The 24,887-nt window shown below is 72.0% G+C and carries 21 protein-coding genes and 2 pseudogenes; 13 read left to right on the top strand and 10 right to left on the bottom strand.

Features of this window, described 5'->3' with window-relative positions; translation table 11 throughout:
- The first annotated feature begins 87 nt into the window (after positions 1-87).
- Together ACLJQZ_RS31950 and ACLJQZ_RS31945 are read left to right on the top strand one after the other, a co-directional pair.
- Positions 88-594 carry a DUF899 family protein gene (locus tag ACLJQZ_RS31950; RefSeq protein ID WP_410623560.1) on the top strand — a complete coding sequence of 169 codons (507 nt, stop codon included), beginning with the start codon at positions 88-90 and terminating at the stop codon, positions 592-594.
- 226 nt (positions 595-820) lie between these two features.
- The gene (locus ACLJQZ_RS31945) at positions 821-3,178 is read left to right on the top strand and encodes a sensor histidine kinase (protein WP_410623559.1); all 2,358 of its coding nucleotides are present in this window, start codon (positions 821-823) and stop codon (positions 3,176-3,178) included.
- Positions 3,179-3,232: 54 nt separating this feature from the next.
- Here ACLJQZ_RS31945 and ACLJQZ_RS31940 read toward each other — a convergent pair whose 3' ends face one another.
- Together ACLJQZ_RS31940 and ACLJQZ_RS31935 are read right to left on the bottom strand one after the other, a co-directional pair.
- Positions 3,233-3,838 (bottom strand): DNA-binding response regulator, encoded by a 606-nt coding sequence (locus tag ACLJQZ_RS31940; protein ID WP_410623558.1) that lies wholly within the window; start codon positions 3,836-3,838, stop codon positions 3,233-3,235.
- 281 nt (positions 3,839-4,119) lie between these two features.
- Positions 4,120-4,380 carry a hypothetical protein gene (locus ACLJQZ_RS31935; RefSeq protein ID WP_410623557.1) on the bottom strand — a complete coding sequence of 87 codons (261 nt, stop codon included), beginning with the start codon at positions 4,378-4,380 and terminating at the stop codon, positions 4,120-4,122.
- Positions 4,381-4,748: 368 nt separating this feature from the next.
- On the opposite strand from ACLJQZ_RS31935, the gene ACLJQZ_RS31930 reads away from it, so the two are divergent.
- Positions 4,749-5,498, top strand: coding sequence for a helix-turn-helix domain-containing protein (locus ACLJQZ_RS31930; protein ID WP_410623556.1), 750 nt, complete (start codon positions 4,749-4,751; stop codon positions 5,496-5,498).
- Between the two features lie 205 nt (positions 5,499-5,703).
- Positions 5,704-6,309, top strand: coding sequence for a DNA-binding response regulator (locus ACLJQZ_RS31925; protein ID WP_410623555.1), 606 nt, complete (start codon positions 5,704-5,706; stop codon positions 6,307-6,309).
- A 31-nt stretch (positions 6,310-6,340) separates the two neighbouring features.
- On the opposite strand, the gene ACLJQZ_RS31920 is transcribed toward ACLJQZ_RS31925, so the two are convergent.
- The 3 genes from ACLJQZ_RS31920 to ACLJQZ_RS31910 all read right to left on the bottom strand — a co-directional run bounded on the left by ACLJQZ_RS31920 (position 6,341) and on the right by ACLJQZ_RS31910 (position 11,422).
- Positions 6,341-7,537 (bottom strand): sensor histidine kinase, encoded by a 1,197-nt coding sequence (locus tag ACLJQZ_RS31920; RefSeq protein ID WP_410623554.1) that lies wholly within the window; start codon positions 7,535-7,537, stop codon positions 6,341-6,343.
- 69 nt (positions 7,538-7,606) lie between these two features.
- Positions 7,607-9,052, bottom strand: coding sequence for a SagB/ThcOx family dehydrogenase (locus ACLJQZ_RS31915; RefSeq protein WP_410623553.1), 1,446 nt, complete (start codon positions 9,050-9,052; stop codon positions 7,607-7,609).
- 48 nt (positions 9,053-9,100) lie between these two features.
- Positions 9,101-11,422 (bottom strand): TOMM precursor leader peptide-binding protein, encoded by a 2,322-nt coding sequence (locus tag ACLJQZ_RS31910; RefSeq protein ID WP_410623552.1) that lies wholly within the window; start codon positions 11,420-11,422, stop codon positions 9,101-9,103.
- 296 nt (positions 11,423-11,718) lie between these two features.
- Here ACLJQZ_RS31910 and ACLJQZ_RS31905 point away from each other — a divergent pair, with 296 nt between their 5' ends.
- The 3 genes from ACLJQZ_RS31905 (at position 11,719) to ACLJQZ_RS31895 (ending at position 14,435) form a co-directional block, all read left to right on the top strand.
- Positions 11,719-12,414, top strand: a complete 696-nt coding sequence (locus tag ACLJQZ_RS31905) for a winged helix-turn-helix transcriptional regulator (protein WP_410623551.1) — start codon at positions 11,719-11,721, stop codon at positions 12,412-12,414.
- 129 nt (positions 12,415-12,543) lie between these two features.
- Positions 12,544-13,119 carry a hypothetical protein gene (locus tag ACLJQZ_RS31900; protein ID WP_410623550.1) on the top strand — a complete coding sequence of 192 codons (576 nt, stop codon included), beginning with the start codon at positions 12,544-12,546 and terminating at the stop codon, positions 13,117-13,119.
- Complete coding sequence (locus tag ACLJQZ_RS31895; protein ID WP_410623549.1) at positions 13,116-14,435, top strand: copper resistance CopC/CopD family protein; 1,320 nt, start codon at positions 13,116-13,118, stop codon at positions 14,433-14,435. Before ACLJQZ_RS31900 ends, ACLJQZ_RS31895 begins: the two co-directional genes overlap by 4 nt.
- Positions 14,436-14,888: 453 nt before the next feature.
- Here the strand turns inward: ACLJQZ_RS31895 and ACLJQZ_RS31890 are convergent.
- A pseudogene (locus tag ACLJQZ_RS31890) lies at positions 14,889-15,221 on the bottom strand (hypothetical protein); the annotation flags it as partial.
- A gap of 178 nt (positions 15,222-15,399) precedes the next feature.
- On the opposite strand from ACLJQZ_RS31890, the gene ACLJQZ_RS31885 reads away from it, so the two are divergent.
- Complete coding sequence (locus ACLJQZ_RS31885; protein WP_410623548.1) at positions 15,400-16,647, top strand: cytochrome P450 family protein; 1,248 nt, start codon at positions 15,400-15,402, stop codon at positions 16,645-16,647.
- A gap of 165 nt (positions 16,648-16,812) precedes the next feature.
- Here ACLJQZ_RS31885 and ACLJQZ_RS31880 read toward each other — a convergent pair whose 3' ends face one another.
- On the bottom strand, positions 16,813-17,475 hold the full coding sequence (locus ACLJQZ_RS31880; protein WP_410623547.1) for a maleylpyruvate isomerase N-terminal domain-containing protein: 663 nt from the start codon (positions 17,473-17,475) through the stop codon (positions 16,813-16,815).
- Positions 17,476-17,586: 111 nt separating this feature from the next.
- Here ACLJQZ_RS31880 and ACLJQZ_RS31875 point away from each other — a divergent pair, with 111 nt between their 5' ends.
- The 4 genes and pseudogenes from ACLJQZ_RS31875 to ACLJQZ_RS31860 all read left to right on the top strand — a co-directional run bounded on the left by ACLJQZ_RS31875 (position 17,587) and on the right by ACLJQZ_RS31860 (position 20,904).
- Complete coding sequence (locus tag ACLJQZ_RS31875; RefSeq protein WP_410623546.1) at positions 17,587-18,306, top strand: MgtC/SapB family protein; 720 nt, start codon at positions 17,587-17,589, stop codon at positions 18,304-18,306.
- 120 nt (positions 18,307-18,426) lie between these two features.
- Positions 18,427-19,356: a M protein gene (locus tag ACLJQZ_RS31870; protein WP_410623545.1), complete on the top strand. Its 930-nt coding sequence runs from the start codon at positions 18,427-18,429 to the stop codon at positions 19,354-19,356.
- A gap of 101 nt (positions 19,357-19,457) precedes the next feature.
- A pseudogene (locus tag ACLJQZ_RS31865) lies at positions 19,458-20,224 on the top strand (ABC transporter substrate-binding protein); the annotation flags it as partial.
- Positions 20,221-20,904 (top strand): CPBP family intramembrane glutamic endopeptidase, encoded by a 684-nt coding sequence (locus tag ACLJQZ_RS31860; RefSeq protein WP_410623544.1) that lies wholly within the window; start codon positions 20,221-20,223, stop codon positions 20,902-20,904. The pseudogene ACLJQZ_RS31865 and the gene ACLJQZ_RS31860, both read left to right, overlap by 4 nt.
- Before the next feature lie 75 nt (positions 20,905-20,979).
- Here the strand turns inward: ACLJQZ_RS31860 and ACLJQZ_RS31855 are convergent, their stop codons facing one another.
- The 3 genes from ACLJQZ_RS31855 to ACLJQZ_RS31845 all read right to left on the bottom strand — a co-directional run bounded on the left by ACLJQZ_RS31855 (position 20,980) and on the right by ACLJQZ_RS31845 (position 23,672).
- Entirely contained in the window at positions 20,980-21,261 is a 282-nt protein-coding gene (locus ACLJQZ_RS31855) for a metal-sensitive transcriptional regulator (RefSeq protein ID WP_247055614.1), read from the bottom strand.
- Between the two features lie 75 nt (positions 21,262-21,336).
- Positions 21,337-23,460, bottom strand: a complete 2,124-nt coding sequence (locus ACLJQZ_RS31850) for a heavy metal translocating P-type ATPase (protein WP_410623543.1) — start codon at positions 23,458-23,460, stop codon at positions 21,337-21,339.
- Positions 23,461-23,465: 5 nt separating this feature from the next.
- Complete coding sequence (locus tag ACLJQZ_RS31845) at positions 23,466-23,672, bottom strand: heavy-metal-associated domain-containing protein (protein WP_410623542.1); 207 nt, start codon at positions 23,670-23,672, stop codon at positions 23,466-23,468.
- A gap of 77 nt (positions 23,673-23,749) precedes the next feature.
- Between ACLJQZ_RS31845 and cobF the strand changes: the two genes are divergently transcribed.
- Positions 23,750-24,511: a precorrin-6A synthase (deacetylating) gene (cobF, locus tag ACLJQZ_RS31840; RefSeq protein WP_410623541.1), complete on the top strand. Its 762-nt coding sequence runs from the start codon at positions 23,750-23,752 to the stop codon at positions 24,509-24,511.
- Positions 24,512-24,887: the final 376 nt, after the last annotated feature.

Genomic DNA, 24,887 nt, shown 5'->3' with positions numbered 1-24,887 from the left:
AGCTTGCGGTTCCGGCGGCGAACGCTGGGCCCGCCCGGTGAGCGCGCTCACAATTCGCAGAGGGACCACAGCCAGGGAGGACGAGTCATGACGGAGCCGACCGTGCTGGAGCTGGACCGGCCCCGGGCCGTGGCCGGGGCGGATTACCTGTTCGAGGGCCCGCGCGGGCTCGTCTCCCTCGGCGGGCTGTTCGGCCGCCACGACACCCTGGCCGTGCACCACCCGATGGCCGACCACAGCGGGCCGGCCGACGTCGTGCCGGTCGCCGACATCGCCACCGCCCTGCACGAGCGGGGGCTGCAGCTGGTACTCGTGTCCCACGCGCCCTACGCGAAGGTCGAGCAGTACCTGCGCCACCTCGGCTGGGGCGTGCCCGCGTACTCGGCCGCGGGCACGTTCACCGACGACTTCCCGGCCACCCGGCACGTGCCCGGAGCGGGCGGTGAGTCGTGGGACGACGAGTCCGGGCTGAGCTTCTTCCGGCTGACCGGCGGGCGCGTGCTGCACATGGGGTCGGTCACCGTGCCGCACCTGGGGTTCCTGGGCCTGCTCGCGGACCGGGGCGGCTTCCGGTCGGCGCCCGGCGGCCGCTGAGCCGCCGTTTCCCCCGTTCCGCTGCACCCATTCGGCCGATTCCGCAGCGAGGACGGGGCTCCGCGCTTCTCTTCGCTTGCGGTGTTCCCGCTTGGGATAAGATCCGCCGTAGACATGCACGCAGCGCCCAGACCGGGCGTCCCGGCCGGCTCGACGCCGCGCCGATCCCGGAGGGGGCACCTGATTGTCTCCGGTCACCGCACCCGAGTCTGCCGCCGAACTTTCGGTGACCGCCGAGCCCCGCGGTACGACCGCGGCGGACCGGCGGCCCCGGCTGGCCGCCTACCTGGCCTCGGCCATCGTCGTCGCCGTCGTCGCCGGTTTCAGCGTGATCGGGTTGGTCAACCTGCTGCTGCTGCCGGGGCCGGTCGGCTTCCTGCGCGGCGCCTACGCGCTGCTGGGCATCGGCGGGCTGCTGGCCATCCAGCTGCTCTGGTTCAGCCGCCCGGCCGTCCGGCACGACTCCGCCACCAGCCTGATCCTGGTCGCCGTGATGGTCGTGCTGGCCTACGTCCCCCTCCTGACCTTCGGGCTGCTGTGGGCCGACATGCCCGTCTTCGTCGGCGGGGCGGTGCTGCTCGCCCTGCCGGCGCGGTACGCCGGGCCGGCACTGACCGCGGTGTTCTTCAGCGTCGTCGGGATCTACTGGTTCTTCGACGCCTCGCCGCTGAGCATCGTGTACAACGCAGCCGGCTCGGTGTTCTACAGCCTGGTCTTCTACTTGCTGACCCGGCTCGCGCGCATGGTGCACAACCTCCACGAGGCCCGCACCGAACTGGCCCAGCGCGCGGTCGCGGAGCAGCGGCTGGCCTTCGCCCGCGACCTGCACGACCTGCTCGGCATGAGCCTGTCGGCGATCGCGCTCAAGGGCGAGCTCGCGCACCGGCTGATGCGGAAGTCGGTGGACCGCGCGAAGACCGAGCTCGCCGATATCACCGCCACCGCCCAGCGCACCCTGTCCGACGTCCGCGCGATCTCCCACGGCTATCGCGAGCTGTCGCTGGAAAAGGAGTCCCGGACGGCCGAATCGCTGCTGTCGGGCTCCGAGATCGCCGTCCGGATCCACCTCGACCAGGGCGACCTGCCGGTGCAGACGCGCACGCTGCTGGCCAAGGTGCTCCGCGAAGGGGTCACGAACGTCCTGCGCTACAGCGATGTCGAACACTGCGAGATCGACGTCCGGCACCAGGACGGCAAAGTCACCCTGGAGATCGTCAACGACGGCATGACGGCGGACGCCCCGGCGCTCGCCCCGGACAGCAGGCTGACCAACCTGCCCGCGGAGTTCGCCGCGCTCGGCGGCACGGCGAGCGCGAAGATCGACGCGGACGGCCGGTTCCGGCTGCGCGTCGAGCTGCCCGTGCCCGGCCGCCAGGGCGCCCCCGCCGAGCACGAGGCCGAGCAGCGGGCGCGGATCGAGTCGAAGCGGATCCGCGCGCTGCTGCCGCTCACCATGGCGATGATGGCCTTCGGCGCGACCGTGCACGAGCTCCAGCTGACCGACCGGCCGTGGGACCTGGCCCTGGTCGTCGGCTCGATCGCGGCGCTGCTCGCCCTGCAGTTCTCCTACTTCAACCGCCCGACGACCCAGCTGCGCTCGGCGCAGAGCTACGGGATGCTCTTCGTCCAGGCCTGCCTGATCTACCTCCCGCTGCTGCCGCTGGGGCAGGACTGGGTCAGCCTGCCCGGGCTGCTGATCGGCAGCGCGCTGCTGGTCCTGCCGCCGGTGCTGGGCTGGGCGTTCTTCGCGCTGAACATCGCCGCTTACGCGGAGATCCAGCGGATCTCGGGCGCCGACATCACCTCCACGGTGTTCTACACCGCCGCGACCGTGATGACCGGGCTGGCCGTGTTCGGGCTGCTGTGGCTGGTCCGGCTGGTCACCGAGCTGGACAGCACCCGGCGGCGCCTGGCCGAGATGGCCCTCGCCGAGGAACGCCTGCGCTTCGCCCGCGACCTGCACGACCTGCTCGGCATGAGCCTGTCCGCGATCGCGCTGAAGAGCGAGCTGACCGCCCGGGTGCTGCCGCTGGATCGCGGCCGGGCCGAAGAGGAGCTGACGGAAGTCCTCGGCCTGACCCGCCAGGCGCTCTCCGACGTCCGGTCGGTGGCCAGCGGGTACCGCGAGCTGTCCCTCGACAGTGAATCCCGCACCGCGAAGTCCGTACTGGTGGCCGCGGACGTCAAGGTGCGCATGGAGATGCTCGAAGACGAATTGCCCACGCCGGTGCGCACGGTACTGGCCGTCGTCCTGCGCGAAGGCATCACGAACGTGCTGCGCCACAGCAAGGTGGAAAGCTGCGAGATCGCGATGCGCCGCACTGGCAACGGGATCTGCCTCGACATTGTCAACGACGGCGTCCAGCGGGACGCCGCCCGCGTCCCCGCCACCCGCCCGGAAGAGCCGGCGGCGGCCGAGGTGCCCGCACCGCGGCTCGCGGGCACGGTCGCCGTGCCCGCCGACGCGTCCCCGGGCAGCGGGATCGGCAACCTCTCCCACCGGGTCGCCGACCTCGGCGGCAAGCTCACCGCCGGGATCGAGCCGGACGGCCGGTTCCGGCTGCGGGCCGTCGTCCCGGTCTGAACCACCCGGTCTGGACCATGCGGTCCGAACCAACCGGTCCAGACCTTTCCGCGGTCACAGCCAGCCGGACTCCTCGGCGATGCGGATCGCGTCCACGCGGTTGCGGGCGTTGAGCTTCGCGACGACCGTCGTGAGGTAGTTGCGGACGGTCCCGGCGGACAAGTACAGCCGGGCGGCCACCTCGACCGTCCCGAAGCCCTGCGCGGTCATCCGCAGGACGTCCAGCTCCCGGGCGGTGAGCGGGCAGTCCACCGAGTCCCAGGCCGCCAGCGCCAGGTCGCCGTCGACCATGCGCCGGCCGGCGAGGACCCCCCGCACGGCGTTGGCCAGCTTGTCCGGGGGCGCGTCCTTGAGCAGGAAGCCCCCCACCTTGGCGTCCAGCGCCCGGCGCAGCGTCCCGGGTCTGCCGAGGCTGGTGAGGATGACCGTCCGGCAGTCCGGGACCTGTTCGTGCAGCTCACCGGCGGCGGTGAGCCCGTCCATGCCCGGCAGGTCGATGTCGATGACCGCCACCTGCGCCTCTTTCGCACGGGCCATGGGCACGATGTCGAGCCCCGACGCGACCTCCGCGACCACGTCGATGTCGGGCTCCAGCTGCAGCAGGGCGACCAGCGCCCCACGCACGATGTGCATGTCCTCTGCGACGAGCACTCTGATCACGGATGCCTCCGCACTCACGATTCCCCAGAACCCCAGTTAAACATTCTGCCCGGGGAATCGGTTGCACCATTCGGGCACCACTGGCGCCGGCATCGCGAAATGTCCGGGCACCCACCGGGACGACTCGAGGAGAAGATCTATCCGCAACCGGACAGCTACCTGTGGTGACCGGTGCCGGAGGCTCGAACGAGCCTGGTGGGAAATTTTCCGGCTTGCCCCGCTTGTGGACTGTGCGACGGTCCACAAGCGACGGGCCGGGTGCGGAACTGCGGAAACGAAGCTCAGGCGGCTTCCAGGACGTCCGCCCGGCAGAAACAGGTGCGAGCCGGGCCGCCCGAGGTGGCCTCCTGCCACTGTCCGAACTGTTCGATCACCAGGTCGGTGGCCGTCTTGTCGAACTCGATGCCCATATCCGAGAAAAGCGCGCGAACGTCGGCGGAAACATGTGCAGTCATTGTTGTTCTCCCCAGTGACGAAGATGAATTCTCCACGTGCCACAAATCGTCGCTCAGGGATGCGTCGACAACCAGTGCCGGTGTCACCGGGCCGTTGTGGCTTACACATGCTCCGCGCGGCTCGGGAGGGACTCCGAATGGGCTAACAAACCATCGACGCGGGAGCGATCCGGGGCCTTTCGTCACCATCCGCGTCCGGCCGGTCACGGCCCGCCGCTACGGAGCGTGCAGAACGCACATCTCGTCATGGTCGGACTACCCGGTTCGGCGGCCGCCGGACCCGGATGTGCGAAACGCATGTCGACCACCGGCGAAACCCATGCGCACCGGTGCACAGAGCACTTAAGAAGTAGACGGCCGCAGATCTACAGTTTTGGTCGAATCAAGTGCCCGCAGCGGATGCCTTCGTCTGGAAGGCCCGGAGGGCGACTCCCACGTCGGAAGGACGGCCCGCGATGGATGAGATCGTCCGGCAAGCTGTGGCTCGCGCCATCGTGACCATGCGCAACCACTTGGACGAACGGCTCACGATAGACGACCTGGCCCGTGCGGCCGTATTCAGCAAATTCCATTTCACCCGGGTGTTCCTCCGGGTCACCGGGCTCTCGCCGGGCCGCTTCCTGTCCGCCTTGCGGCTGGCCGAGGCGAAACGGCTGCTCGCGACCACCGACACCTCGGTGGCGGACATCAGCCACCAGGTCGGCTACAACAGCGTCGGCACGTTCAGCGCGCGGTTCAGCGGCAGCGTGGGCGTCTCGCCGTCCGGCTACCGCCAGCTGCACGGCACGGCGCCGCGGCTGTCCGACCGGCAGGCCCAGCCCGGCTCGGAGGCGACCATCCGGGGCCAGCTGCGGGTGCCCTCGCCGGCGGCGGTGGGGCCGGTGTTCATCGGGCTCTTCGCCGCCCGGATCACCGAAGGCGCGCCGGCCCGGCACGTCATCCTGCCGCGACCCGGGCCGTATGCACTGACGAACGTGCCGCTGGGCTCGTGGTTCGTGCTGTCCCACGCCTACGGCACGACAGCGCCCGACGACACCGCGCTGCGGCCGTTCACCGGGCTGACCGGACCGCTGACCATCCACCGCGGCGTCACCGCGAGCCTGGGGGACGTCCGGCTGCGGCCGCGGGACGGTTTCGACCCGCCCGTGCTGCTGGCGCTGCCGGACCTGCGCCAGCCCGCGATGTCCCGCCCGATCGCGAGCTGAACGCGCGCTTTCCGGCCGTGAACCCGCCGTCCGTACTCAGCGGACGGCGGGTCTCGCGCGTCGCGGGTCCGCTCCGGCGGAAACCACGGAATTCCGGACGTTCTCACCCGGACGCTCGAGCGGGCGTCCGCGAAACACCGGCACCGAGGACGAATGACGTACAATCACCACACGGAGTCGCTGAACTGGGGGGCGAGGTACCGGCGTGATCAAGGTGTTGCTGGCCGAGGACATGCACATGGTTCGCGGCGCCCTGGTCGCCCTTCTGAACCTGGAGTCCGACATCGAAGTGGTGGCCGAGGTGTCCTCGGGCGACCAGATCCTGCCCGCCGCGAAAGCGGCATTGCCCGACGTCGCGGTGATCGACATCGACCTGCCGGGCAAGGACGGGTTGTCCGCGGCGATCGAAATCCACGAGAGCCTGCCCGACTGCCACACGCTGATCCTCACCAGCCTCGGCCGGCCCGGCACGGTGCGCCGGGCGCTGGACGCCAAGGTGAACGGCTTCCTCCTGAAGGACGCCCCGTCGGACAAGCTGGCCAACGCCGTCCGTTCGGTCGCGATAGGACGCCGGTTCATCGACAGCGAGCTCGCGCTGGCGGCCTGGGAGACCGACGACTGCCCGCTCACCCCGCGCGAGCTCGAGATCCTGTCCCTCGCCGCGAAGGGCCGCACGGTCGCCGACATCGCCGCCGAGCTGTATCTCTCGGCGGGCACGGTGCGCAACTACCTCGCCGCCGTGGTGACCAAGCTCAACGCCCGCAACCGGGTGCACGCCATCCGCATCGCGACCGAAGCCGAGTGGCTCTGACCCGTCCCGCGTCACCAGGGCCGCGCGGCCCTCAGCTGGCCCGTCGACGACGAGCGAGCTGCTGCGGGCCGGAGCGCACCGGGATCGCGGCGAGCAGCCGGTGGGTGCCGTCCGCGCCCGTTTCCGTCGTCAGCGCGCCGTCGAGCGCCTGCACGCGGTCGCGGAGGTTGCGCAGCCCGGCACCGGAGTCCAGGCTGCCGCAGGCGGCGTCGGCCGCGCCGTCGTTGACGATCTCCAGCCAGGCCGTCCCGTCTTCGGTGCTGACGGAGAACGCGCACCAGCTCGCGCTGCTGTGGCGCAGCACGTTCGTCACCCCTTCGCGCAGCACCATCGCCAGCACGGTGGCGACCTGCGGCGGCAGGTCGCCGATCCCGGAGCGGGCCATGGTCACGCGGGTGCCGGCCGCGCTCAGCACCGCCGCCGCCGCCCGGCACTCGTCCTCGATCGACAGGTCGCGGTAACCCGCGGCGATCGTGCGAACGTCGGCCAGCGCGCGCCGCGACATCACCAGCAGCTCGCCGAGCTCCTCCTTGGCCTGACCCGGCCTGCCGAGCACTAGCCGATCGACAAGTTCACCCTTGAGGGTGATCGCCGAAAGGCTCATCCCGAGCAGGTCGTGCAGGTCGCGGGAGAACCGCTTGCGTTCCTCGGCGATGGCCTGGCGCTTCAGCTCGCGCACCTGCTCGCCCCGTTCGGCCACCAGCCGCGCGGCCGTGCCCAGCCCGAACAGGGCGAGCGTGGCGACCCCGGCGGCCGCCGCGCCCGCCAGGCCGGCGGCGACCGAACCACCCGGCAACGCCGGGACCACCGCCGCCCCGGCGCACGCCAGCAACGCGCCGGGCACCGCGAGGACCGGCCGGAACGTCAGCAGCACGCTCCCGGCGAAGAACCCGCCGGCCACGCTCCACGACGCACCGAACGGCATCAAGCCGACCACCGCCTGCAGGAGCAGCACCAGGACCGGCCGCCGGACCCGGCCGCGGCCGAAACCGACCAGGTACCCCACCGCCAGCACCGCGGCGCAGACCGGCGCGGCCAGCCGGACGAGACCGGGCTGGGTGCCGGTCAGCACAGGAAGGGACGCCAGCGACGCCACCCCGATCGCGGCCGCCACCTGTGCGGCGAACACGAGTGTCCGGGTCTCGGACCGCTCGTCCTCGAACGCGGGAGGCTGCTCGGCGGCCGGCCCCTGGAGCGGCGTCCCGCGAATCAGTACCGGCCGAACCACGAGCCCTCCCAGATACCCCCTGGATCCCGGAGACTCCAAGGTAACAGGGAAGTCCGGGAAAACGGGAGGTCACCGCGACGGCGGGAAATCCAGGACGCACTCGCCGACGCTCACCTCGGCCGGCCACTCCAGCTTCAGCGCGCGGTCGACCCGGTCCCCGGCGTCGACCGGCACGGCGTGCGCGGCCAGCCCCATCGCCTTCGCGGTCAGGTAGAGGACCTGCTGCAGGGCACCGACGTGCAGCAGCGTCGTCGCGTACGCGGCGTTGCCCAGCACCCAGGCGATCCGCGACATCCGCGCGGTCATCGTCAGCAGCACCGGCGGCCGGCGGTGGCTGCCGGCCCCGACCATGGCCAGGTCGAGCAGGCCGTCCAGGCCGCCGGCGTCGTCGTTGGTCAACGTCAGGGTGTGCCACAGCGGGTCGTAGTGGTAGATCCCCCGCGCCAGGCCCACGCAGCGGTTGACCGCGACGTAGATCTCGAGCTCGTACAGGCAGGCGACGCTGAAGTAGGGCCGCTGGGAGGCCTCGTGGGCCGGGCCGCCGGGCAGGTACGCCGGGCCGACCGAGCGCACCCGCGCAGCGCGGAAGAGGAGCTCCCCGATCTGCTCGGCGGACAACGAGCGCTCGGTCATCTCGGGGCAGGTGTGGTCGTCTTCCAGCAGCGCGCTCAGGGTCGGGTCGTTGGCCTGGAGCATCGCCGGGCTGGGGCGGTGCAGCGGGAAGGTCGAGCCGGCCGCGGTCTGCTTGACCACCGGCGGCTCGGCGCCTTCGCGGTGCGCCCCCGGGTCCGTCGGGCCGCCCTTCTGCCAGGTCCGGCTCCGGGCGTGGAACAGCAGGTCGCCGGGCGACCAGACGGCCAGGTCACCGTCGGTGTCCTCGGTGAACCGCGCCCAGTCGTCGGCCAGCAGCGCCACCCCCGCGGCCACCAGGAACGCCACGATGTCGGCCACGACCGGCTCGGCCAGCCCGGTGGTCTCCGCGACCTGCGCGACGGTGACCGGACCGGCCAGCGACGAGACCACGAGCATCGCCGGCGGCCGCAGTAACGCGACCCGGTACCGGGCGCGGGGGGACTCGAGCAGCAGCCCGCCGCCGTCCGGGCGCATCGCCGAGAACCGGGAGAGCTTGACCAGCCGGCCGGGCGGCACCGGCTCGGCCTGGAAGACCGGGAACTGGGTGACCGGGATGGCCGACAACAGCGGACCGCGGCCGTCGTTGAGCGCGAGCGAGTGCACGACCGAGCCGGCCAGCCGGTTGAGCACCCGGCGCAGCGTGCCGGCCCAGGTTTCGGCACCACCGCGCGCCGAGGAAGCCAGGTTGGCCATCGACACCGGGCCGAGCAGCAGCCGGCTCAGCGACTCGCGGACCGCCTCGGGAATGCTCGCCAGCTCGTACTCGCCCCACCACGTGATCGCGACGAGCGTGTCGTCCTCCCCCGCTTCCAGCAGGGTGTCTTCGCTCAGGGACCACAGCCGGACGGTCTCCGGACTGCCCTCCAGGCCGTCTGCAAGCAAGGTATCTCCTCGGGCGGAACAACGAGCACAGAGCCTCCCGCGGGGCTCTTAGAGAAACATCGGGAACGGGTTGAGGCCCTCGTACGGCGTCGGCGCGTCGAGCCGGCCGAGCCGGACCGGGACGTCGAAGAGCCGGCCGGGCGCGAACCGGGCCCAGAACGGGCGCAGGCCCGGGACGAGCACCTTGACCACCGGGATCCCGACGTCCGGCCGGGTCTGATCGAGCACGAGCAGCTCGAGACCCGCTTGACCGAGCAGCCGGGCCAGCGCCTCGACGTCGTCGCGGACGTCGGACCGGTTGACGTACGGGAAGTCGGCCGCGGTCCGCATCCGCTGCCCGGCCGCGGGCCGCAGGTAGGGCTGGTTCGCGACGGTGGCGTACGCGAGCCAGCGCCGCGCGTCCGGGTCGTCGACGTCGTGGCCCGCGGCCTGCACGACGGGCAGCATCTGGTTGAGCTCGGTCACCGCCCGGCGCACCGCGATCCGCGGGTCGAGGTGGGCGCCGAAGCCCATCATGATGTCCTCGTGCGGGCCGTCGGTCCGCCGCGAAAGCGCGACGGCCACCGGGATCCCGAGATCGGACGTCACGTCGAGGACCCACAGCTCCCGGCCGAGCGTCGCGTAGCCGGCCGACATCTCCTCCAGCCACGGGTCGCCGAAGGACGCGAGGTCGACGCCCGGCACCGGCGTGCGGTTGTACCACCACAGCGCCACCGCGTCGCGTTCGACGAGCTCCAGCGCGCCCTGCAGGATCGCGTCCTCCAGGCTGCTGCCCGCCGCGGCGCCGTTCGAGTCCGCGCGCACCCCGGGCGTCGCGTGCTCCCGCGGGAGGCCGTAGTACAGGTAGGACGTCGGCAGCAGGCGGCGCTGCCCGGTGAGCGACCACACCGGCGTCCAGTCGACCTCGGCCGCCGGGTCGAACGGTGCGGGGACCCCCTGGAACTCCGCGTGGGCGCGGTTCCAGGCCGCGCGGTCGCGGTACTGCCGGTCGTCGAAGAGCATGCATTCGTTGGGGTGTACGGCTTCCGCGCCCAGCTGCGCGTAGGAGCCGCGGATGCGGAGCTCGTCGCCCTGGAAGTTGCCGGAGAACCGCTCCGCCGCCTCGCAGAGGGCGCTGACCTCGGCGTCGAGCGGGCTGACGCCCTTGCCACCGTTCTCGCAGCGCAACCCGGCGCGCAACGCGGCCATCCCGGTGACCCCGCGGGCGACGTTGGGCCCGGAGCGGTAGGCGTTGGCGAACGACGGCGCGGCCGGGTCCGGCCGGATCTCCTTGATGATCCCGGTGACCGGGCTGACCAGGTGGCGGTGCCGGCTCAGCATCTCCGCCGGGGTGGTCGTCCGGTGCCCGCCACCGCCGGTGGTCGCCTTCTTCGCCGGCTGCAGCACCACCGGGCGGTCCGTGCGCGCGGCCACCAGCGACGGGTCGCCGCAGTCCGGGCACTGCGGGCGGCGGCGCAGCTCGTGCAGCCGGCCCTGCAGGTCGAGCGTGTCCAGCGTCCACACGCACTGCTGGCCGGGATGGCGGTAGCCGGCCAGCCACTTGGACGCCTCCAGCGCGACCAGGTGCGCCGCGGCCGCGGTCAGCGACGGCAGGGCCGACACCGGGCGGTGCGCCGGGCCGTCGTGGCCGAGCTCCTCCTGCACGCACGCCTCGGCGTGCCGGTGCCCCCACAGCCGGTGGGTCAGGCAGTGCCAGCACGCCTCCCCCGGCTGGAGCACCGGGCCGATCCACACCTGGGCCCCGGACGGGCGCGTGAGCAGCCAGGGCCGCCCGATCCGGCGGTGTTCGACGTCGATCTCGGCCAGGCGCGGGTCGAGGTAGTCGGCGCACAGCACGATGGACAGGTCGGCGACGCCGGCGTCCGCGGGCAGCACTTCGATCCCGGCGTCGGCCAGCGCCCGCTCGACGGCACCGGGGTCGGTGCCGGCGGCGCTGTCGCCCACCGCGATCAACGCGACGGTGCCCGGCCGCGCGGCGACGACGTCGGCGTCGATGCCGCAGGCGTCCCAGTAGGCCAGCGCGCGCTCGTCGCCCGGCCGGGTGCCCCCGGTCCCCTTGCGCAACGTCACCAGGCCGGCGTCGACCAGCTGGGTCAGCAGCGCGGCGACCTCCTCCGGGGCCATGCCACCCGGCCGGCCGCGCAGCAGCCGGTCGAGGTCGTGCGTGCCGTCCAGCAGGGCCGCCAGCGATTCGATCTTGGCGCCGTGCATCGCGATGACGCCCCGCTCGGAGAACAGGTAGGCGCCCTTGCCCGCCCGGACCTCCGCCCGCAGGTGCCGCCGGAACGCCGGGGTCGGGGCAGGAGCGGGCGTGGCCGCGGCGGGCGCGCCGTCGTCCGGTACCCGCACGTCCACCGCTGTTGTGCGCATGGGGCTCTCCTGCCGGCAGTCGGGAGGATTGAACGAGGACCCGAATCCTGCTCCTGCAGGCCGGGGCCCGGCCAGTGCGGAAATGCATGGAGAAGTCGTGCAAAACGCATGTCCCGGCCTGGGAAACACAGGGGGCGCCGGTGTGTGGCTCACTGGCCGCGGGCGGCGCGGACCGTCACCGTGGACAGCGACACCCGTGGCGGCACGGCACGTCGCCGGAACCGTAACCCGACCCCGCGGCATCGCGCGAATCGGACGGCCTCCGGCCAGGCACCCGAAAAAGTGAGGAACCGAGTATGCCCACCTCTGCTCGCACCTACGGACAGTTCTGCGGCCTGGCCCGGGCGCTCGAGATCATCGGCGAACGATGGTCGCTGCTCGTCGTCCGTGACCTCGTGCTCGGCCCGAAGCGGTTCACCGACCTGCAGCAGACCCTGCCGCGCATCCCGGTGAGCATCCTCACCTCCCGGCTCAACGAGCTCGAGGAGGCGGGTGTGATCCGCCGCCGGGTGCTCTCGCAGCTGGACGCCGGCGTCGTCTACGAGCTCACCGAATACGGCTGCGAGCTCGACCACATCGTGCTCGACCTCGGCCTGTGGGGTGCCCGCTCGCTCGGCTACCCGAAGCCGGACGACGCGTTCAGCATGGACACCGCGATCCTTTCGCTCTACACGACCTTCCGCGAGGAGGCGGCCGCGGGCGTGCACGTCAACTACGAGCTGCGCCACATGGGCGGCGAGATGATCGTGCACGCGCTGGTCGACGACGGCACCCTCAAGGTCTCCGCCGGCTCGCTGCCCAGCCCCGACCTGGTGATCGAGCCGCAGGGCGTGGCGATCCTCGACCTGCTCAACGGCAGCCTGTCCGCGCAGGACGCGCTCTCCGGCGGCCAGGTCCGCGTCGAGGGCGACCCGGCGCACCTGGAGCTGTTCACCCGGCTGTTCCACATCCCGCCGGCTCCCGAGCGCTCGACCGGCCTGGCCGTCCACTGACGCGCTTCCGCGCAATCCGCCACACCGCCGCACTTTTCGCCACGAGATGGGCAATCCGGAGGAACGGATAACCCTCCGGCGAAAGCTAAGATCCGTGCGCAACGTCATCTTCGGGATACTGGGGTCTGCATGTCGACGTCCGAAATCACCCGCCCGGCCGGGTTCCTCGCCGCGATCAACAGCCGTTACCACAACCGCGCGCTCGCGGTCTTCATGGTGATCGTCATCGGGCACTGGGCCGAGCACATCGTGCAGGCCGTGCAGATCTACGGCTTCGGCTGGCCGACCTCGCGCGCCCGCGGCGTGCTGGGCATGCCGTTCCCGTGGCTGATCTCGCAGGAGTGGCTGCACTACGGCTACGCGCTGGTGATGCTGGTGTTCCTGTGGGTCCTGCGCCACGGCTTCGCCGGCCGCTCGCGGCAGTGGTGGAACCTGGCCCTGGGCATCCAGTTCTGGCACCACATCGAGCACCTGCTGCTGTTCATCCAGGCCCAGTCCGGCTGGCGGCTGGCCGGGCAGAAGGTGCCCACCAGCATCATCCAGCTGCTGGTGCCGCGGGTGGAGCTGCACCTGTTCTACAACACGATCGTCACCATCCCGATGATCGTCGCGATCGTGCTGCACCGGCGGGCTTCGGCCGCGGAGCACGAGCTGACCGGCTGCACCTGCGGCCTGCCGCGGCACGCCGCGCCCGCCACGTCGTGAAACGCGCGCTGGCCCTGCTGGCCCTGGTCCTCGGCCTGCTGGTGGTCGGCGCCGTGCCCGCTTCGGCCCACGTCGAGATCGTCTCGTCCACCCCCGGGGACGGCGCCCGCCTGAGCGCGGCGCCATCCCTGGTTTCGGTGACGCTGTCGGAGAACATCGGCATCCAGCCCGGTTCGATCAAGGTCGTGGACCTGTCCGGGAACCAGGCGGACACCGGCCCGGTGTTCCAGCCCGGCGACGTCGCCGAGCAGATGGCCGTGCGGTTGAAGCCGGACCTGCCCGGCGGCAGCTACCTGGTGGAGTACGCGTTCGTCTCGGCCGACTCGCACCCGGTGCGCGGCACGTTCGCGTTCGTCGTGGGCACCGGGCCGCTGGTGACCTCGGCCGGCGCGGTCTCGGCGGCCACCGGCACGGACCCGGCGGTCGACACCGTCTCGACCTTCGTCCGCTGGCTGGCCTACCTGGGCGTCGTCCTGCTCGGCGGGCTGGCGTTCGTGCTGCTCTGCCGCCCGGCGGCCCGCACCGACGCCCGCGCACGGGCGCTGCTCCGCTGGGGTGCGGGCCTGGTCGGCGTGACGGCGGCCGCGGCGTTCGTGCTGCAGGGCCCGTACGCGGCCGGCCGCGACCTGGCGGCGGTGCTCGACCCGGCGCTGCTGGCCGACACACTGCGCGTCGCGTACGGGAAGCTCCTGCTGCTGCGCCTGGCCGCGGTGGGCGCACTGGCGGTGTGCACGGCCCGGCTGCTGGGGCCGTCGGACCGCCTGCGGCCGCGGTTCGAGAACCTGGCGATGGTGGCCGGCTTCGTCATCCTGCTGACGTTCTCGGCGACCGGCCACCCGGTGACCGACCCGATCATGTACGTCTCGGTGACCGCGGACCTGGTGCACTTCGGCGCGATCGCGATCTGGGCGGGCGGCCTGGTCCAGCTGGCGCTGTGCCTGTACCACCCGGCCGATGACGAGGACGTCGCCCGCGTGGCGGCCCGGTTCTCCGGCCTGGCGGCGGGCGCGGTGACGGCGATCGCGCTCAGCGGCGCGGTGCTGGCGCTGCGGATCATGCCGTCGCTGACGTCGTTGTGGACCACCCCGTTCGGGGTGCTGGTGCTGCTGAAGATCGCGGGCTTCGCGGCGCTGCTGGCCGTGGCGAGCCGGTCCCGCCTCGTGGTCCACCGGATGGCGACCCCCGCGCCGGGCGGCACGGCGACGCTCACCACGGACCTGCGCCGCCTCCGCCTGGCGGTGACGACGGAGGTCCTGCTCAGCGTGGTCGTCCTCGCCCTGGCGGCGTTCCTGACGGTCACCCCGCCCGGCGGCTGACCCGGCTTCTCCGTCTTGCGACCTGATGCCGAGCCACACCCAAACTCGTCGCGCCCGCTCCGCAGCGTGCGTGATCGAGTCGCCGGGATCGTCGAACGTCCTTAACGGACTGCTCTCTGCGCGTTCGCCGCGGGGCTCACTCGCTCCGGCGCACCGAACCCGACCGGCGGAAGCACGCCGGGCCGTCCGACGTCGTCCACCGGTCGCGGGCATGCCGATGACCCGGGGCCCGCCTTGCCCAGCTCGTCGAACGAGGCGAGGTCGGGCACCTGCCACCCGTCCAGGTCGTACTCGGACAGGCACTGGTCGACGAGGGCCTTGTAGCCGTCCAGCTGGTCGTCGGCCATCTGCCCGTTCAGCAGCTCCAGCCGGGTGTTCTCGTGGCTGCCGGCGTAGGTTGCGCCAGGTGAGCACCTCGCCGAGACGGGCCTGCACGCCGCGGAAGTCGGCGACGCCGGTGATCTCCAGCGCCTTGGCCAGCAGGCCGGCGAGGAACTCGAACTTCTCCGCGAGCCGGGTGCCTGCCGATCGGGACCTGGCCCGCGGCCCAGGTCGGCGGCGAGCGCGCGGGCCAGGTTGGTCACGGCGGCCTTCGTCGTGGAGCGGGCCGTCGCCAGGCCCATGCCGTGCCGCACGAGGACGGTGCCGTCGACCACGACCGAGCCGCCGGCGTTGGCGAAGATGCCGGCCGGCCGGCTCGTCGAGGTCGTCCTGCCGGGACACGTTCGCGCCGACGTCGACCAGTTTCCGCGGTGGCGAAACCGATGCCGCCGCCGCACGCCGCATCTCCCGCCTTGCGAAGGGCGTTTGCGCCGAAAGAGCAGGCCACTGCCTTGTGCCACAACGGAATCCGCAACCGTGAAGACGAGCTCCCGGGCTCGCCTCGGCAGGATCGGAGTAAGACATCGGCGGGCAGTGGCTCGCCGCCGGCATCGTCGTGTCCGCACAGATTCGGGAGTCACCCATGGAAAACCGTTGTCCCGCCTTGGATCCGAGCGGCCGTGACATCCACGGCCAGGCCGACGAGTTGCGCACGCAGGGCTCCGCCGTCCAGGTGAAGCTGCCCGGCGACGTGCTCGTCTGGTCGGTCAACAGCCACGACGTCATCAAGAAGCTGCTGACCGACCCGAACGTCACCAAGAGCGCCCGCAACCACTGGCCGGCGTTCACCAACGGGGAGCTCCGCCCGGACTGGGAACTGATCAGCTGGGTGGCGATGGACAACGTCTCCACCACCTACGGCCGCGACCACCACCGGCTGCGCCGGCTGATCGGCAAGGCGTTCACCTCCCGGCGGACCGAAGAGATCCGCCCGCACGTGGAGAACCTGGCGACCGTGCTGCTGGACGCGCTGGCCGCGGCGCCCGCCGGCGAGGTGGTGGACCTCAAGGAGCGGTTCGCCTACCCGCTGCCCGGCATGCTGGTCGCCGACCTGATCGGGATGTCCGAGGAGGCCCGAGTCGCGGCCGCGAAGGTCCTCGACGTCATGCTGGACACCACGATCACCCCGGAGCAGGCGCAGGGGGTCCTGGTGGGCTGGCGCACCGCGATCGCCGACCTGGTCGCGCTCAAGCGCATCGAGCCGGGCGCGGACATCACCAGCGACCTGATCGCCGCCCGCGACGAGGACGGCTCCCGGCTGTCCGAGCAGGAGCTCGCCGACACGATCTTCGCCATCCTCGGCGCCGGCTCGGAGACCACGATCAACTTCTTCGACAAGGCGATCACCCTGCTGCTCAGCCACCCCGAGCAGCTCGAGCTGGTCAAGTCCGGCGAGGCCGACTGGGACGCCGTCATCGACGAGGTGCTGCGGCTGGAGTCGCCCATCGCGAACCTCCCGCTGCGCTACGCCGTCGAGGACATCGACCTGGGCGACGTGGTCATCCCGAAGGGTGACCCGATCCTGGTCAACTACGCCGCGATCGGCCGCGACCCGGAGCTGCACGGCGAGTCGCGCTGCACGTTCGACATCGCCCGCGAGGACAAGGAGCACCTGTCCTTCGGCTACGGCCCGCACTACTGCCTGGGCGCGGGCATCGCCCGGATGGTGGCCAAGGTCGGCCTGTCCGCGCTGTTCGACCGCTTCCCGGCGCTGACCCTCGCCGTCCCCGCCGAGGAGCTGCCCCCGCTGCCGACGTTCATCATGAACGGCCACCGCACCCTCCCGGTCCGCCTGACCGCGGTCGCGAGCGCCGCCGCCGAAGCCGCCTGAACCGAGCCGAAGACCGCGCACCCGGGCCCCTCCCCGGGTGCGCGGTCTTTTCGGTCCGCTCACGCGACGGCGTGGCGAACGACGAGCCGCTGACCGGCAGATTCAAGGTTCGTACAGCGCATCGCCCCCCCCCCCGCCGGCAACCGCTTTGACCAGCGGGTTCGGCTACACCCCGGGGTACGCGGGCGGCACGAACGGGCCCCAGGTGAAAGCCGGGAGCCACCGCGCCGGGTCACCGGCCCACTCGAACGCCGCCAGCTGCGCGGGCGACCGCCGGCCGGCCAGCGCGCGGTAGAGGTCGTGCGCCGGCGCCGTCAGCGTCCCGGCCACCCGGCCCCGCCCGGCCGTCCACTCCGAGCCGCAGGTCGTGCGCAGCCGCAGCGCCGGGAGGCCACGGGCCGCCACCGCGCCGGAAAAGCCCCTGACCAGCACCTCGAAGCTCGGCGCCCACGCCAGGTGCTCCGCCGGCGGCGGCACGTCCAGCGCCGCGCGCAGGTCCAGCTCGTGGGTGTACGCGTCCATCACCATGATCTCGCCGCTGCGCCCGTCCGCCGCCGCGAGCCGGCGGTCGAGCTGCTCGCCGACGTCGTCCCAGCGGTCGAGCAGGGCCGGGACGGCCGGCGCGGGCGGCGGGGTGCCGCCCTGGCCGAGGACCCGCTCGGCGATCTCCACGACGTGGGCGACCAGGTCCGTGACGGTCCATTCCCGGCACGCGGGCACCGGGCGCAGGTGCGTGCCGGGCCGCGCCTCCAGCAGCGCGCGGACGCTGCGCCGCACCTCCGGGTAGCCCATGAAGTCCGGGGCCGGAACCGGCCGACTCCCTGTCACGCGCTCCACCCCGCCCTGGCACGATCGGTGCTCTCGACCCAGTATCCCCTGGTGACGGCCCCGGCGGTTCTCCCCGCGTGCCGGCACCGAAGACCTCGGGAGGTAGTGATCTTGACCACTCTGTGGTCCACGTCGGCGCAGTGGCAGCTGCTGCCGCCGGTGGTGCTCGCGCTGCTGCTCAGCGTCGCCGTCGGCCTCGAACGCGAAGCCGGCATGAAGGCCGCCGGCCTGCGGACGCACAGCCTGGTCGGCGTCGGCTCGGCCGTGTTCATGCTGGTGTCGAAGTACGGCTTCGCCGACCTGCTCACGACGAGCGGCATCGCGCTCGACCCGTCGCGGATCGCCGCGCAGATCGTGTCCGGCATCGGCTTCCTCGGCGCCGGGCTGATCTTCGTGCGGCGCGACGCGGTCCGCGGGCTGACCACGGCCGCGACGATCTGGCTCACCGCCGCGGTCGGCACGGCGTGCGGCGCCGGGCTGCCGGTGCTCGCGGTCGGCACGACGATCGGGCACTTCGTGGTGACGCGCGGGTTGCCTCCGCTGCAGCGGTTCGTCGCCCGCCACCGCAAGGAGCCGCCGGTGGTGCGCTTGAGCTACGTCGACGGCCAGGGTGTGCTGCGCGCGGCCCTGGCCACGTGCACCGGGCGAGGCTGGTCCGTGCACCACGTCGAGGTCGACCACGAGTCTACTTCCGAAGAGGGGCAACGGATCGCGGTCGTCACCCTGCGCCTCGACGGCCGGGGTGATCTTTACGACCTCGCCGCCGAACTGGCCGAATTACCCGGCGTCCGGAGCACGTCCACCGGCGCCGGGGAACCGCTCGACGAATGATCGCCCGCCCGGGCAGCGCGCGGGGGCCGGTTTGCGGCACACTGGGGTGCACACGGAAATCCCCGGCACCACAAGGAAAACGTGCGGCCGAGGAGAAACCATCCAATTCGGAGGTGAGGCATGGCCCCCGGCGGTGGCGAGGACGTGGCGCGCACGCAGCCCGGATTCGACCAGGCGTGGCGCGGTTTTCACCGCGCGCAGGTCGTCGAATACGTCGAGTGGGCCGAGGCCGAGATCCGCAGACTCACCGACGAACGCGACGCCGCGGCCCGGCGCGCGGCCGCGTTCGCCGACGAGAACCGTGAGCTCCGGGTCAAGATCGACCGGATCAGCCGGACCCCGATCGCGCCGGACGCGCTGCAGGAGCGCTCACGCCGGATGATCGAGCTCACCCGCGAAGAAGCGACCGAAATCACCGGACGGGCAAGGGAAAACGCCGAACGGATCCGCCGTGACGCGGAGCTCGAGGCCGTCCGGCTCACCGAGAAGGAACACGAAGTCCTCGCCTTGGCCGAAGCCGAGCGGGCGCGGCAACGCGTCGAGCACGAGGAACTCCTGCGGGCGACCGAGCAGCGCCGCCGCGAGCTCGACGAAGCCGCGGCCCACCGCCGGGCCCGCCAGGAAGAGGACCACACGCGAGCGATCACGGCCCGCCGCACCGAAGCCACGCGCGAGCTGGCCGAGCAGGACGCCGCGGCCCGGGCGAAGGCCGCCGAGCTGATCGCCGAAGCCACCCAGCGCAAGGAAACCCTGGTCACCACGGGCGAATCCGAGCTCGCCACGGCCCGGGCCACGGCCGAGCAGCTGATCACCGACGCCACCCGAAAGGGTGAAACTCTGGTCACGGCCGCGGAACGCGAGGTCGCGGCCCTCACCGACGTCCGCGACAAGCTCCACGCGAGCCTCCTCGGCTGCCGGGACCTGCTGGCCGAAGCGGCCGTCGCCCTCGACGAGGGGCCATCCGACCCTGAAGCCACCTTGCCGATGGCCAAGCGGGTGCCCGTCCAGCGACGCTCACCGGCCGACGATCTTTCGGACGCGGTCGGGTGACCCCTTGTCCCCCGGCCGGGCAGCACCCATGATCGGGTGATCGCCCGGCCGAGGTGAGGGGACGCCCATGCGCTCGACGACGATCACGCTGGCTCCCCCGCAGCGCGGACGCCGAGGCCGAGGCGACGCGGGACGTCCTGCCCGGGCCGCTTTCGACCGCGCGCTGGAACGGCCAGCTGTACGCGGCGACGAAGCACACGAACGTCCAGCTGCTCTGGTACGACGACCGGCTCACGCCGTCACCGCCGAAGACGTTCGACGAGATGATGACGCAGGCCCAGGCCCTGAAGGCGGCGGGAAGCCGGCGAACATCCTGTCCGACGACGGCAAGTCCGTGCTGATGGACGACGGCGCCGTCCGCGCGCTGGAGCTGAACTGGCCGTACGTCTACGCGTCCTACGCGAAGGAGAAGCCGCAGGACCTGGCGCACGTGAAGTGGGCCAGGTACCCGTTGGTGGTGCCGGGGCGCGTCACGATCGGCGGCTTCAACCTGGCGATCAGCACGTACTCGCCGCACCAAGCGGAGGCGTTCGACGCGGCGCTGTGCCTGCGCAGCCCGGCGAACCAGAAGTACCAGGCGATCGAGGACGGCCTGGCCCCGACGACCCGCTCGGTCTACGTCGACCCGGCGCCGCTCGACCCGGCCGACCCCGGCTCGACGATGGCGGACCGATTCCCGATGACGCCGGACATCCTGGCCGCGCTGTCCGACGCCGCCGTCCGGCCGCTGACCCCGGCGTACCAGAACCTGTCGACGGTGATCTCGAAGGTGCTGTCGCCGCCGTCTGAGATCGACCCGCGGGCCACCGCGGCCGAGCTGCGCGAACGGCTGACCGACGCGCTCGTCTCGCGGGACATCATCCCTTGATCCGAGCGTTCGCCCTGGTCGCGGCGGTCGTGACGCTGGCCGCGTCGACCACACTGGCCAACCGCGTGCTGCCCGGCTGGGCGTACCCGGTGTGCGGGCTGGTCGCGGCCGTGATCCTGGTGGCCCTGGCCCGTGCGGCCGGGCTGTCGTGGTCCGACCTGGGCTTCCGCTCGTTCCGGCGGTCCGTGTTGGTCGGCCTGGCCGGAGCCGGCCTGGTCGCCGTGGTGTTCGGCATCGCGCTGGCCGTGCCGGCGCTGCGGACGGTCTACCAGGACGGCCGCGTCGGCACCCCCGACTTCGGCCAGCTGATCTGGCTGACGTGCGGCCGGATCCTCTTCGGCACGGTGCTGATCGAGGAGATCGCCTTCCGCGGCGTGCTGCCGGCCCTGCTCGGCGCGCGGGACGACCGCTGGCGCTGGCCGCCGATCGTAGGCGCGGCGGCGCTGTTCGGGCTCTGGCACTACCTGCCGGCCCTGGCGATCGGCCGCAACGCGGCGGTCCACGCGGTGTTCGGCGCGACGCCGGTGGTGGTGCTCCAGATCCTGGCGATGGCCGCGGCCGGCGTCGCCGGCATCTTCCTGCACTGGTGGCGCCACAAGGGTCACGGAGTACTGGCGTCGGTGATCGTCCACTTCACGACCAACGCGGGCGGCCTGACCCTCGCCGTGCTGGTCCGCTGATCTGCCGCGGCTCGTCGTGAGTGGTCAGGGCGGTTAGAACCGCCCTAACCACTCACGACCCCCACTTGGCCCGGGTCAGGAGCGCACGAGCCGCGCGATCGCGTCCGAGGCTTCCCGCACCTTCAGGTCGGCTTCCTCGCCGCCGGCCGCGGCGGCCTGGACCACGCAGGTCGCGAGGTGCTCGTCGAGCAGCTCCAGCGAGAACGACTGCAGGGCCTTCGTCGCCGCGGAGACCTGGGTCAGGATGTCGATGCAGTACTTGTCCTGCTCGACCATGCGCTGCAACCCGCGGATCTGTCCTTCGATGCGGCGCAGGCGCTTGAGGTAGGCCTCTCGCTCGTTGCCGTAACCCGTCATGGCCCACCCGTCCCCGCGTATGTCGGCATTCCTCCGCGCCCGAGTATACCCACCCCACGTATCGGGCGGGGTGACTCAGCGGAACCGGCGCAGGCGGAGGCTGTTGCTGACCACGAAGGCCGAGGAGCACGCCATCGCCGCGCCCGCGATCATCGGGTTGAGCAGGCCGAGCGCGGCCAGCGGCAGTGCCGCGACGTTGTAGGCGAACGCCCAGAACAGGTTGCCCTTGATGATGGCCAGCGTCCGGCGGGCCAGCCGGATCGCGTCACCGGCGGCGCGCAGGTCGCCGCGCACGAGCGTCAGGTCGCCGGCCTCGATGGCCGCGTCGGTGCCGGTGCCCATGGCCAGCCCCAGGTCCGCCTGGGCGAGCGCCGCCGCGTCGTTGACGCCATCACCGACCATCGCCACCACGCGCCCTTCGGCCTGCAGCCGCTTCACGACGTCGACCTTGCCCTCGGGCAGCACCTCGGCGACGACCTCGTCGATCCCCGCCTCGGCCGCGATCGCCCGGGCCACGCCGGCGTCGTCCCCGGTCAGCAGCACCGGCCTCAGCCCGAGCGCGCGCAGCTCGGCGACGGCCTGGGCGGACGTCGGCTTGATCGTGTCGGCGACGGCCAGCGTCCCGCGGACCTCGCCGTCCCAGGCCACGTGCACGCCGGACGTCCCGGCCGCCCCGACGAACGAACCCCGGCCCACGCTGACCTGCTTGCCTTCGACGACGCCGGTGACGCCGAGCCCGGCGGTGCTGCGGAAGCCCGTCACGGCGGGGAGCGGGCCGAACCGCTCCCGGGCGGCCGTCACGATCGCGCGGGCGACCGGGTGCTCGGACGCCGCTTCGACCGCGCCGGCCAGCCGCAGGACCTCGCCGTCCCCCTCGACCAGCGTCATCCGGCCGGTGGTGACGGTGCCGGTCTTGTCGAGCACGACGGTGTCGACGCGGCGGGTGGACTCGAGCACCTCGGGGCCCTTGATCACGATGCCCAGCTGCGCGCCTCGGCCGGTGCCGACGAGCAGCGCCGTCGGCGTCGCGAGGCCGAGCGCGCACGGGCAGGCGATGATCAGCACGGCGACGGCCGCGGTGAACGCTTGATCCGCGCGGCCGCCCGTCGCCAGCCAGACGACCAGCGTGGCGAGCGCCGCGAGGACGACCACCGGCACGAACACCGCCGACACCCGGTCGGCGAGGCGCTGGGCCTGGGCCTTGCCGGTCTGCGCGGCCTCGACCAAGCGGGCCAGCTGCGCGAGCCGGGTGTCCGCGCCGACCCGCGTCGCGCGGACGAGCAGCCGCCCGCCGACGTTCACGGTCGCGCCGGTGACCGCGTCCCCCGGACCGGCCTCGACCGGCGTCGACTCCCCGGTGAGCATGCTGGTGTCGACGGCGGAGCGGCCTTCGGTGATAACGCCGTCGGTGGCGATCTTCTCGCCGGGCCGCGCGACGAAGACGTCCCCGACGCGCAGGCCCACGGCTGGGAGCAGGTGCTCTTCGCCGTCGCGGAGCACGGTGACGTCCTTCGCGCCGAGGTCCAGCAGCGCGCGCAGGGCGGCGCCCGCGCGGCGCTTGGACCGGGCTTCGAAGTAGCGGCCGGCCAGGATGAACGTGGTGACCGTGGCGGCCACCTCGAAGTACAGGTTGTCGCCGGCCATGCCCGAGCTGACCAGCGTGAACTCGTGGCGCATGCCGATCTCGCCGGCCATGCCGAACAGGAGCGCGTACAGCGACCAGGTCACCGACGCGAGCACGCCGAGCGAGATCAGGGTGTCCATGGTGGCGGTGACGTGCCGCAGGTTGACCGCGGCGGCGCGGTGGAACGGCCACGCGCCCCACGTCACGACCGGGGCGGCGAGGATCAGTGAGACCCACTGCCAGTAGTCGAACTGCCAGGCGGGCACCATCGCGAGCGCGAGCACCGGGACGGTGAGCGCGGCGGAGAGCAGCAAACGTTTGCGCAGCGGCGTCGAGTCGTCGGCCGCGTCGGCCTCCGGTACTCGGGCCGAGTACCCGGCGGCCTCGACGACCCCGACGAGCTCGCCGACCGAGAGGCCGCTGGGGTAGCTGACCTGGGCTTTCTCGGTGGCGTAGTTGACCGTCGCCGTTACGCCGCCGAGCTTGTTGAGCTTGCGCTCGACGCGAGACGCGCAGGAGGCGCAGGTCATCCCGCCGATGGCGAGCTCGACGCGTTCGGACTGCGCAGTCGTCATGGCGCTCAGGCCACCAGGCGGTAGCCGGCCTCGGTGACCGCGGCCGCGACGGCGTCGGTCGTCAGCGGGGTGTCGCTGGTCACGGTGACGCGCCCGCTCTCGGCGTCGACGTCGACGCCGTTGACCCCGGCGAGCTCGGAGACCTCTTCGCGCACGGAGGTGGCGCAGTGTCCGCAGGTCATGCCCTCGACGGTGTACGTCGCTTCGGTCATCGACGGCTCCTTTCGTTCTCCCTCCTTTATACCCATCGGGGGTAGGGGTGTTCCACCGGCCCCGGCAGACTCGCGGGATGCGGAAGATCTACGCGATCGGGATCGGCGCCGGAGACCCGGAGCAGCTGACGGTGCAGGCGGTGGATCGCCTCAACCGCGTCGACGTGTTCTTCGTGCTGGACAAGGGCGAGGAGAAGGCCGACCTGGTCCGGCTGCGCGAGCAGATCCTCGACAGGTACGTGACGCGCCCGTACCGCGTGGTGCTGGTCGCGGACCCACCCCGCGACCGCAAGCCGGCGGACTACCGAGCGGCGGTGGCCGACTGGCACGCGGCCCGCGCCGAGGTCTACGAGAGCGTGATCCTCTCCTCACTGGCCGCGTCTCAGACGGGCGCCTTCCTGGTGTGGGGCGACCCGTCGCTGTACGACAGCACGATCGCGCTGATCGAGACGGTGCTGGCCCGCGGCCGGGTGACGTTCGAGTACGAGGTGATCCCGGGCATCAGCAGCATCTCCGCGCTGGTGGCCCGCCACCGCACGACGATGAACCAGATCGGCCGAGCGGTCCAGCTCACGACAGGCCGCCTCTTGGCGTCAGGCTGGCCACCCGACGTCGACGACGTCTTCGTCCTCCTGGACGCCCACACGACATTCGACCGCTACACATCACTCGACCTGACGATCTATTGGGGCGCGTACGTAGGCACCCCAAACGAAATCCTCATCTCAGGCCCCCTAACGCCGGCCCTGGCAACCGAAATCCGCGAGACGCGCGCGAAGGCCCGAGAACGCCACGGCTGGATCATGGACACGTACCTCCTCCGCCGCCCCACCCCCTAACCCGCCGCCCCAGTACGCGAGTCGCCCCTCCAATCACGGAAGTCCCGGCTCGGATCACGGGAGTTCCGCGGCCAATCACGTCAATACCGTGTCCGACCACGTGGATCACGCTTACTGGCAAAGGATTCGGGTTTCGGGGTGATCGGAGCCGCAACTCACGTGATCGCGCACGGATCCCGCGTGATCCTGGCCGGATCTCGCGTGATTCCGGCCGGGACTCGCGTGAGACCGGAACTCGCGCACCGTGCGGGGACTGTTCCAAGATCGGTGTTTCCGGTCCGACACGCCGGGCCAAGGTCCGGCGGGATGGGCACTGTGAGTGATGACATCGGACCTTGTGAGTCCACGTAAGCGTGAGTCCAAGCCGGCGCGGGAG

Source organism: Amycolatopsis sp. cmx-8-4, assembly GCF_046548675.1.
Taxonomy (GTDB): Bacteria; Actinomycetota; Actinomycetes; order Mycobacteriales; family Pseudonocardiaceae; genus Amycolatopsis.
This window is presented reverse-complemented; position numbering and strand designations above follow the sequence as displayed.

What these genes read in the sequence shown, in the direction of transcription:
- ACLJQZ_RS31950 (WP_410623560.1), top strand. Translation starts at nt 88, where the DNA reads ATGACGGAGCCGACCGTGCTGGAGCTGGACCGGCCCCGGGCCGTGGCC.
- ACLJQZ_RS31930 (WP_410623556.1), top strand. Translation starts at nt 4,749, where the DNA reads ATGGATGAGATCGTCCGGCAAGCTGTGGCTCGCGCCATCGTGACCATG.
- ACLJQZ_RS31910 (WP_410623552.1), bottom strand. Translation starts at nt 11,422, where the DNA reads ATGCGCACAACAGCGGTGGACGTGCGGGTACCGGACGACGGCGCGCCC.
- ACLJQZ_RS31905 (WP_410623551.1), top strand. Translation starts at nt 11,719, where the DNA reads ATGCCCACCTCTGCTCGCACCTACGGACAGTTCTGCGGCCTGGCCCGG.
- ACLJQZ_RS31900 (WP_410623550.1), top strand. Translation starts at nt 12,544, where the DNA reads ATGTCGACGTCCGAAATCACCCGCCCGGCCGGGTTCCTCGCCGCGATC.
- ACLJQZ_RS31885 (WP_410623548.1), top strand. Translation starts at nt 15,400, where the DNA reads ATGGAAAACCGTTGTCCCGCCTTGGATCCGAGCGGCCGTGACATCCAC.
- ACLJQZ_RS31870 (WP_410623545.1), top strand. Translation starts at nt 18,427, where the DNA reads ATGGCCCCCGGCGGTGGCGAGGACGTGGCGCGCACGCAGCCCGGATTC.
- ACLJQZ_RS31855 (WP_247055614.1), bottom strand. Translation starts at nt 21,261, where the DNA reads ATGACGGGTTACGGCAACGAGCGAGAGGCCTACCTCAAGCGCCTGCGC.
- ACLJQZ_RS31850 (WP_410623543.1), bottom strand. Translation starts at nt 23,460, where the DNA reads ATGACGACTGCGCAGTCCGAACGCGTCGAGCTCGCCATCGGCGGGATG.
- ACLJQZ_RS31845 (WP_410623542.1), bottom strand. Translation starts at nt 23,672, where the DNA reads ATGACCGAAGCGACGTACACCGTCGAGGGCATGACCTGCGGACACTGC.
- cobF (WP_410623541.1), top strand. Translation starts at nt 23,750, where the DNA reads ATGCGGAAGATCTACGCGATCGGGATCGGCGCCGGAGACCCGGAGCAG.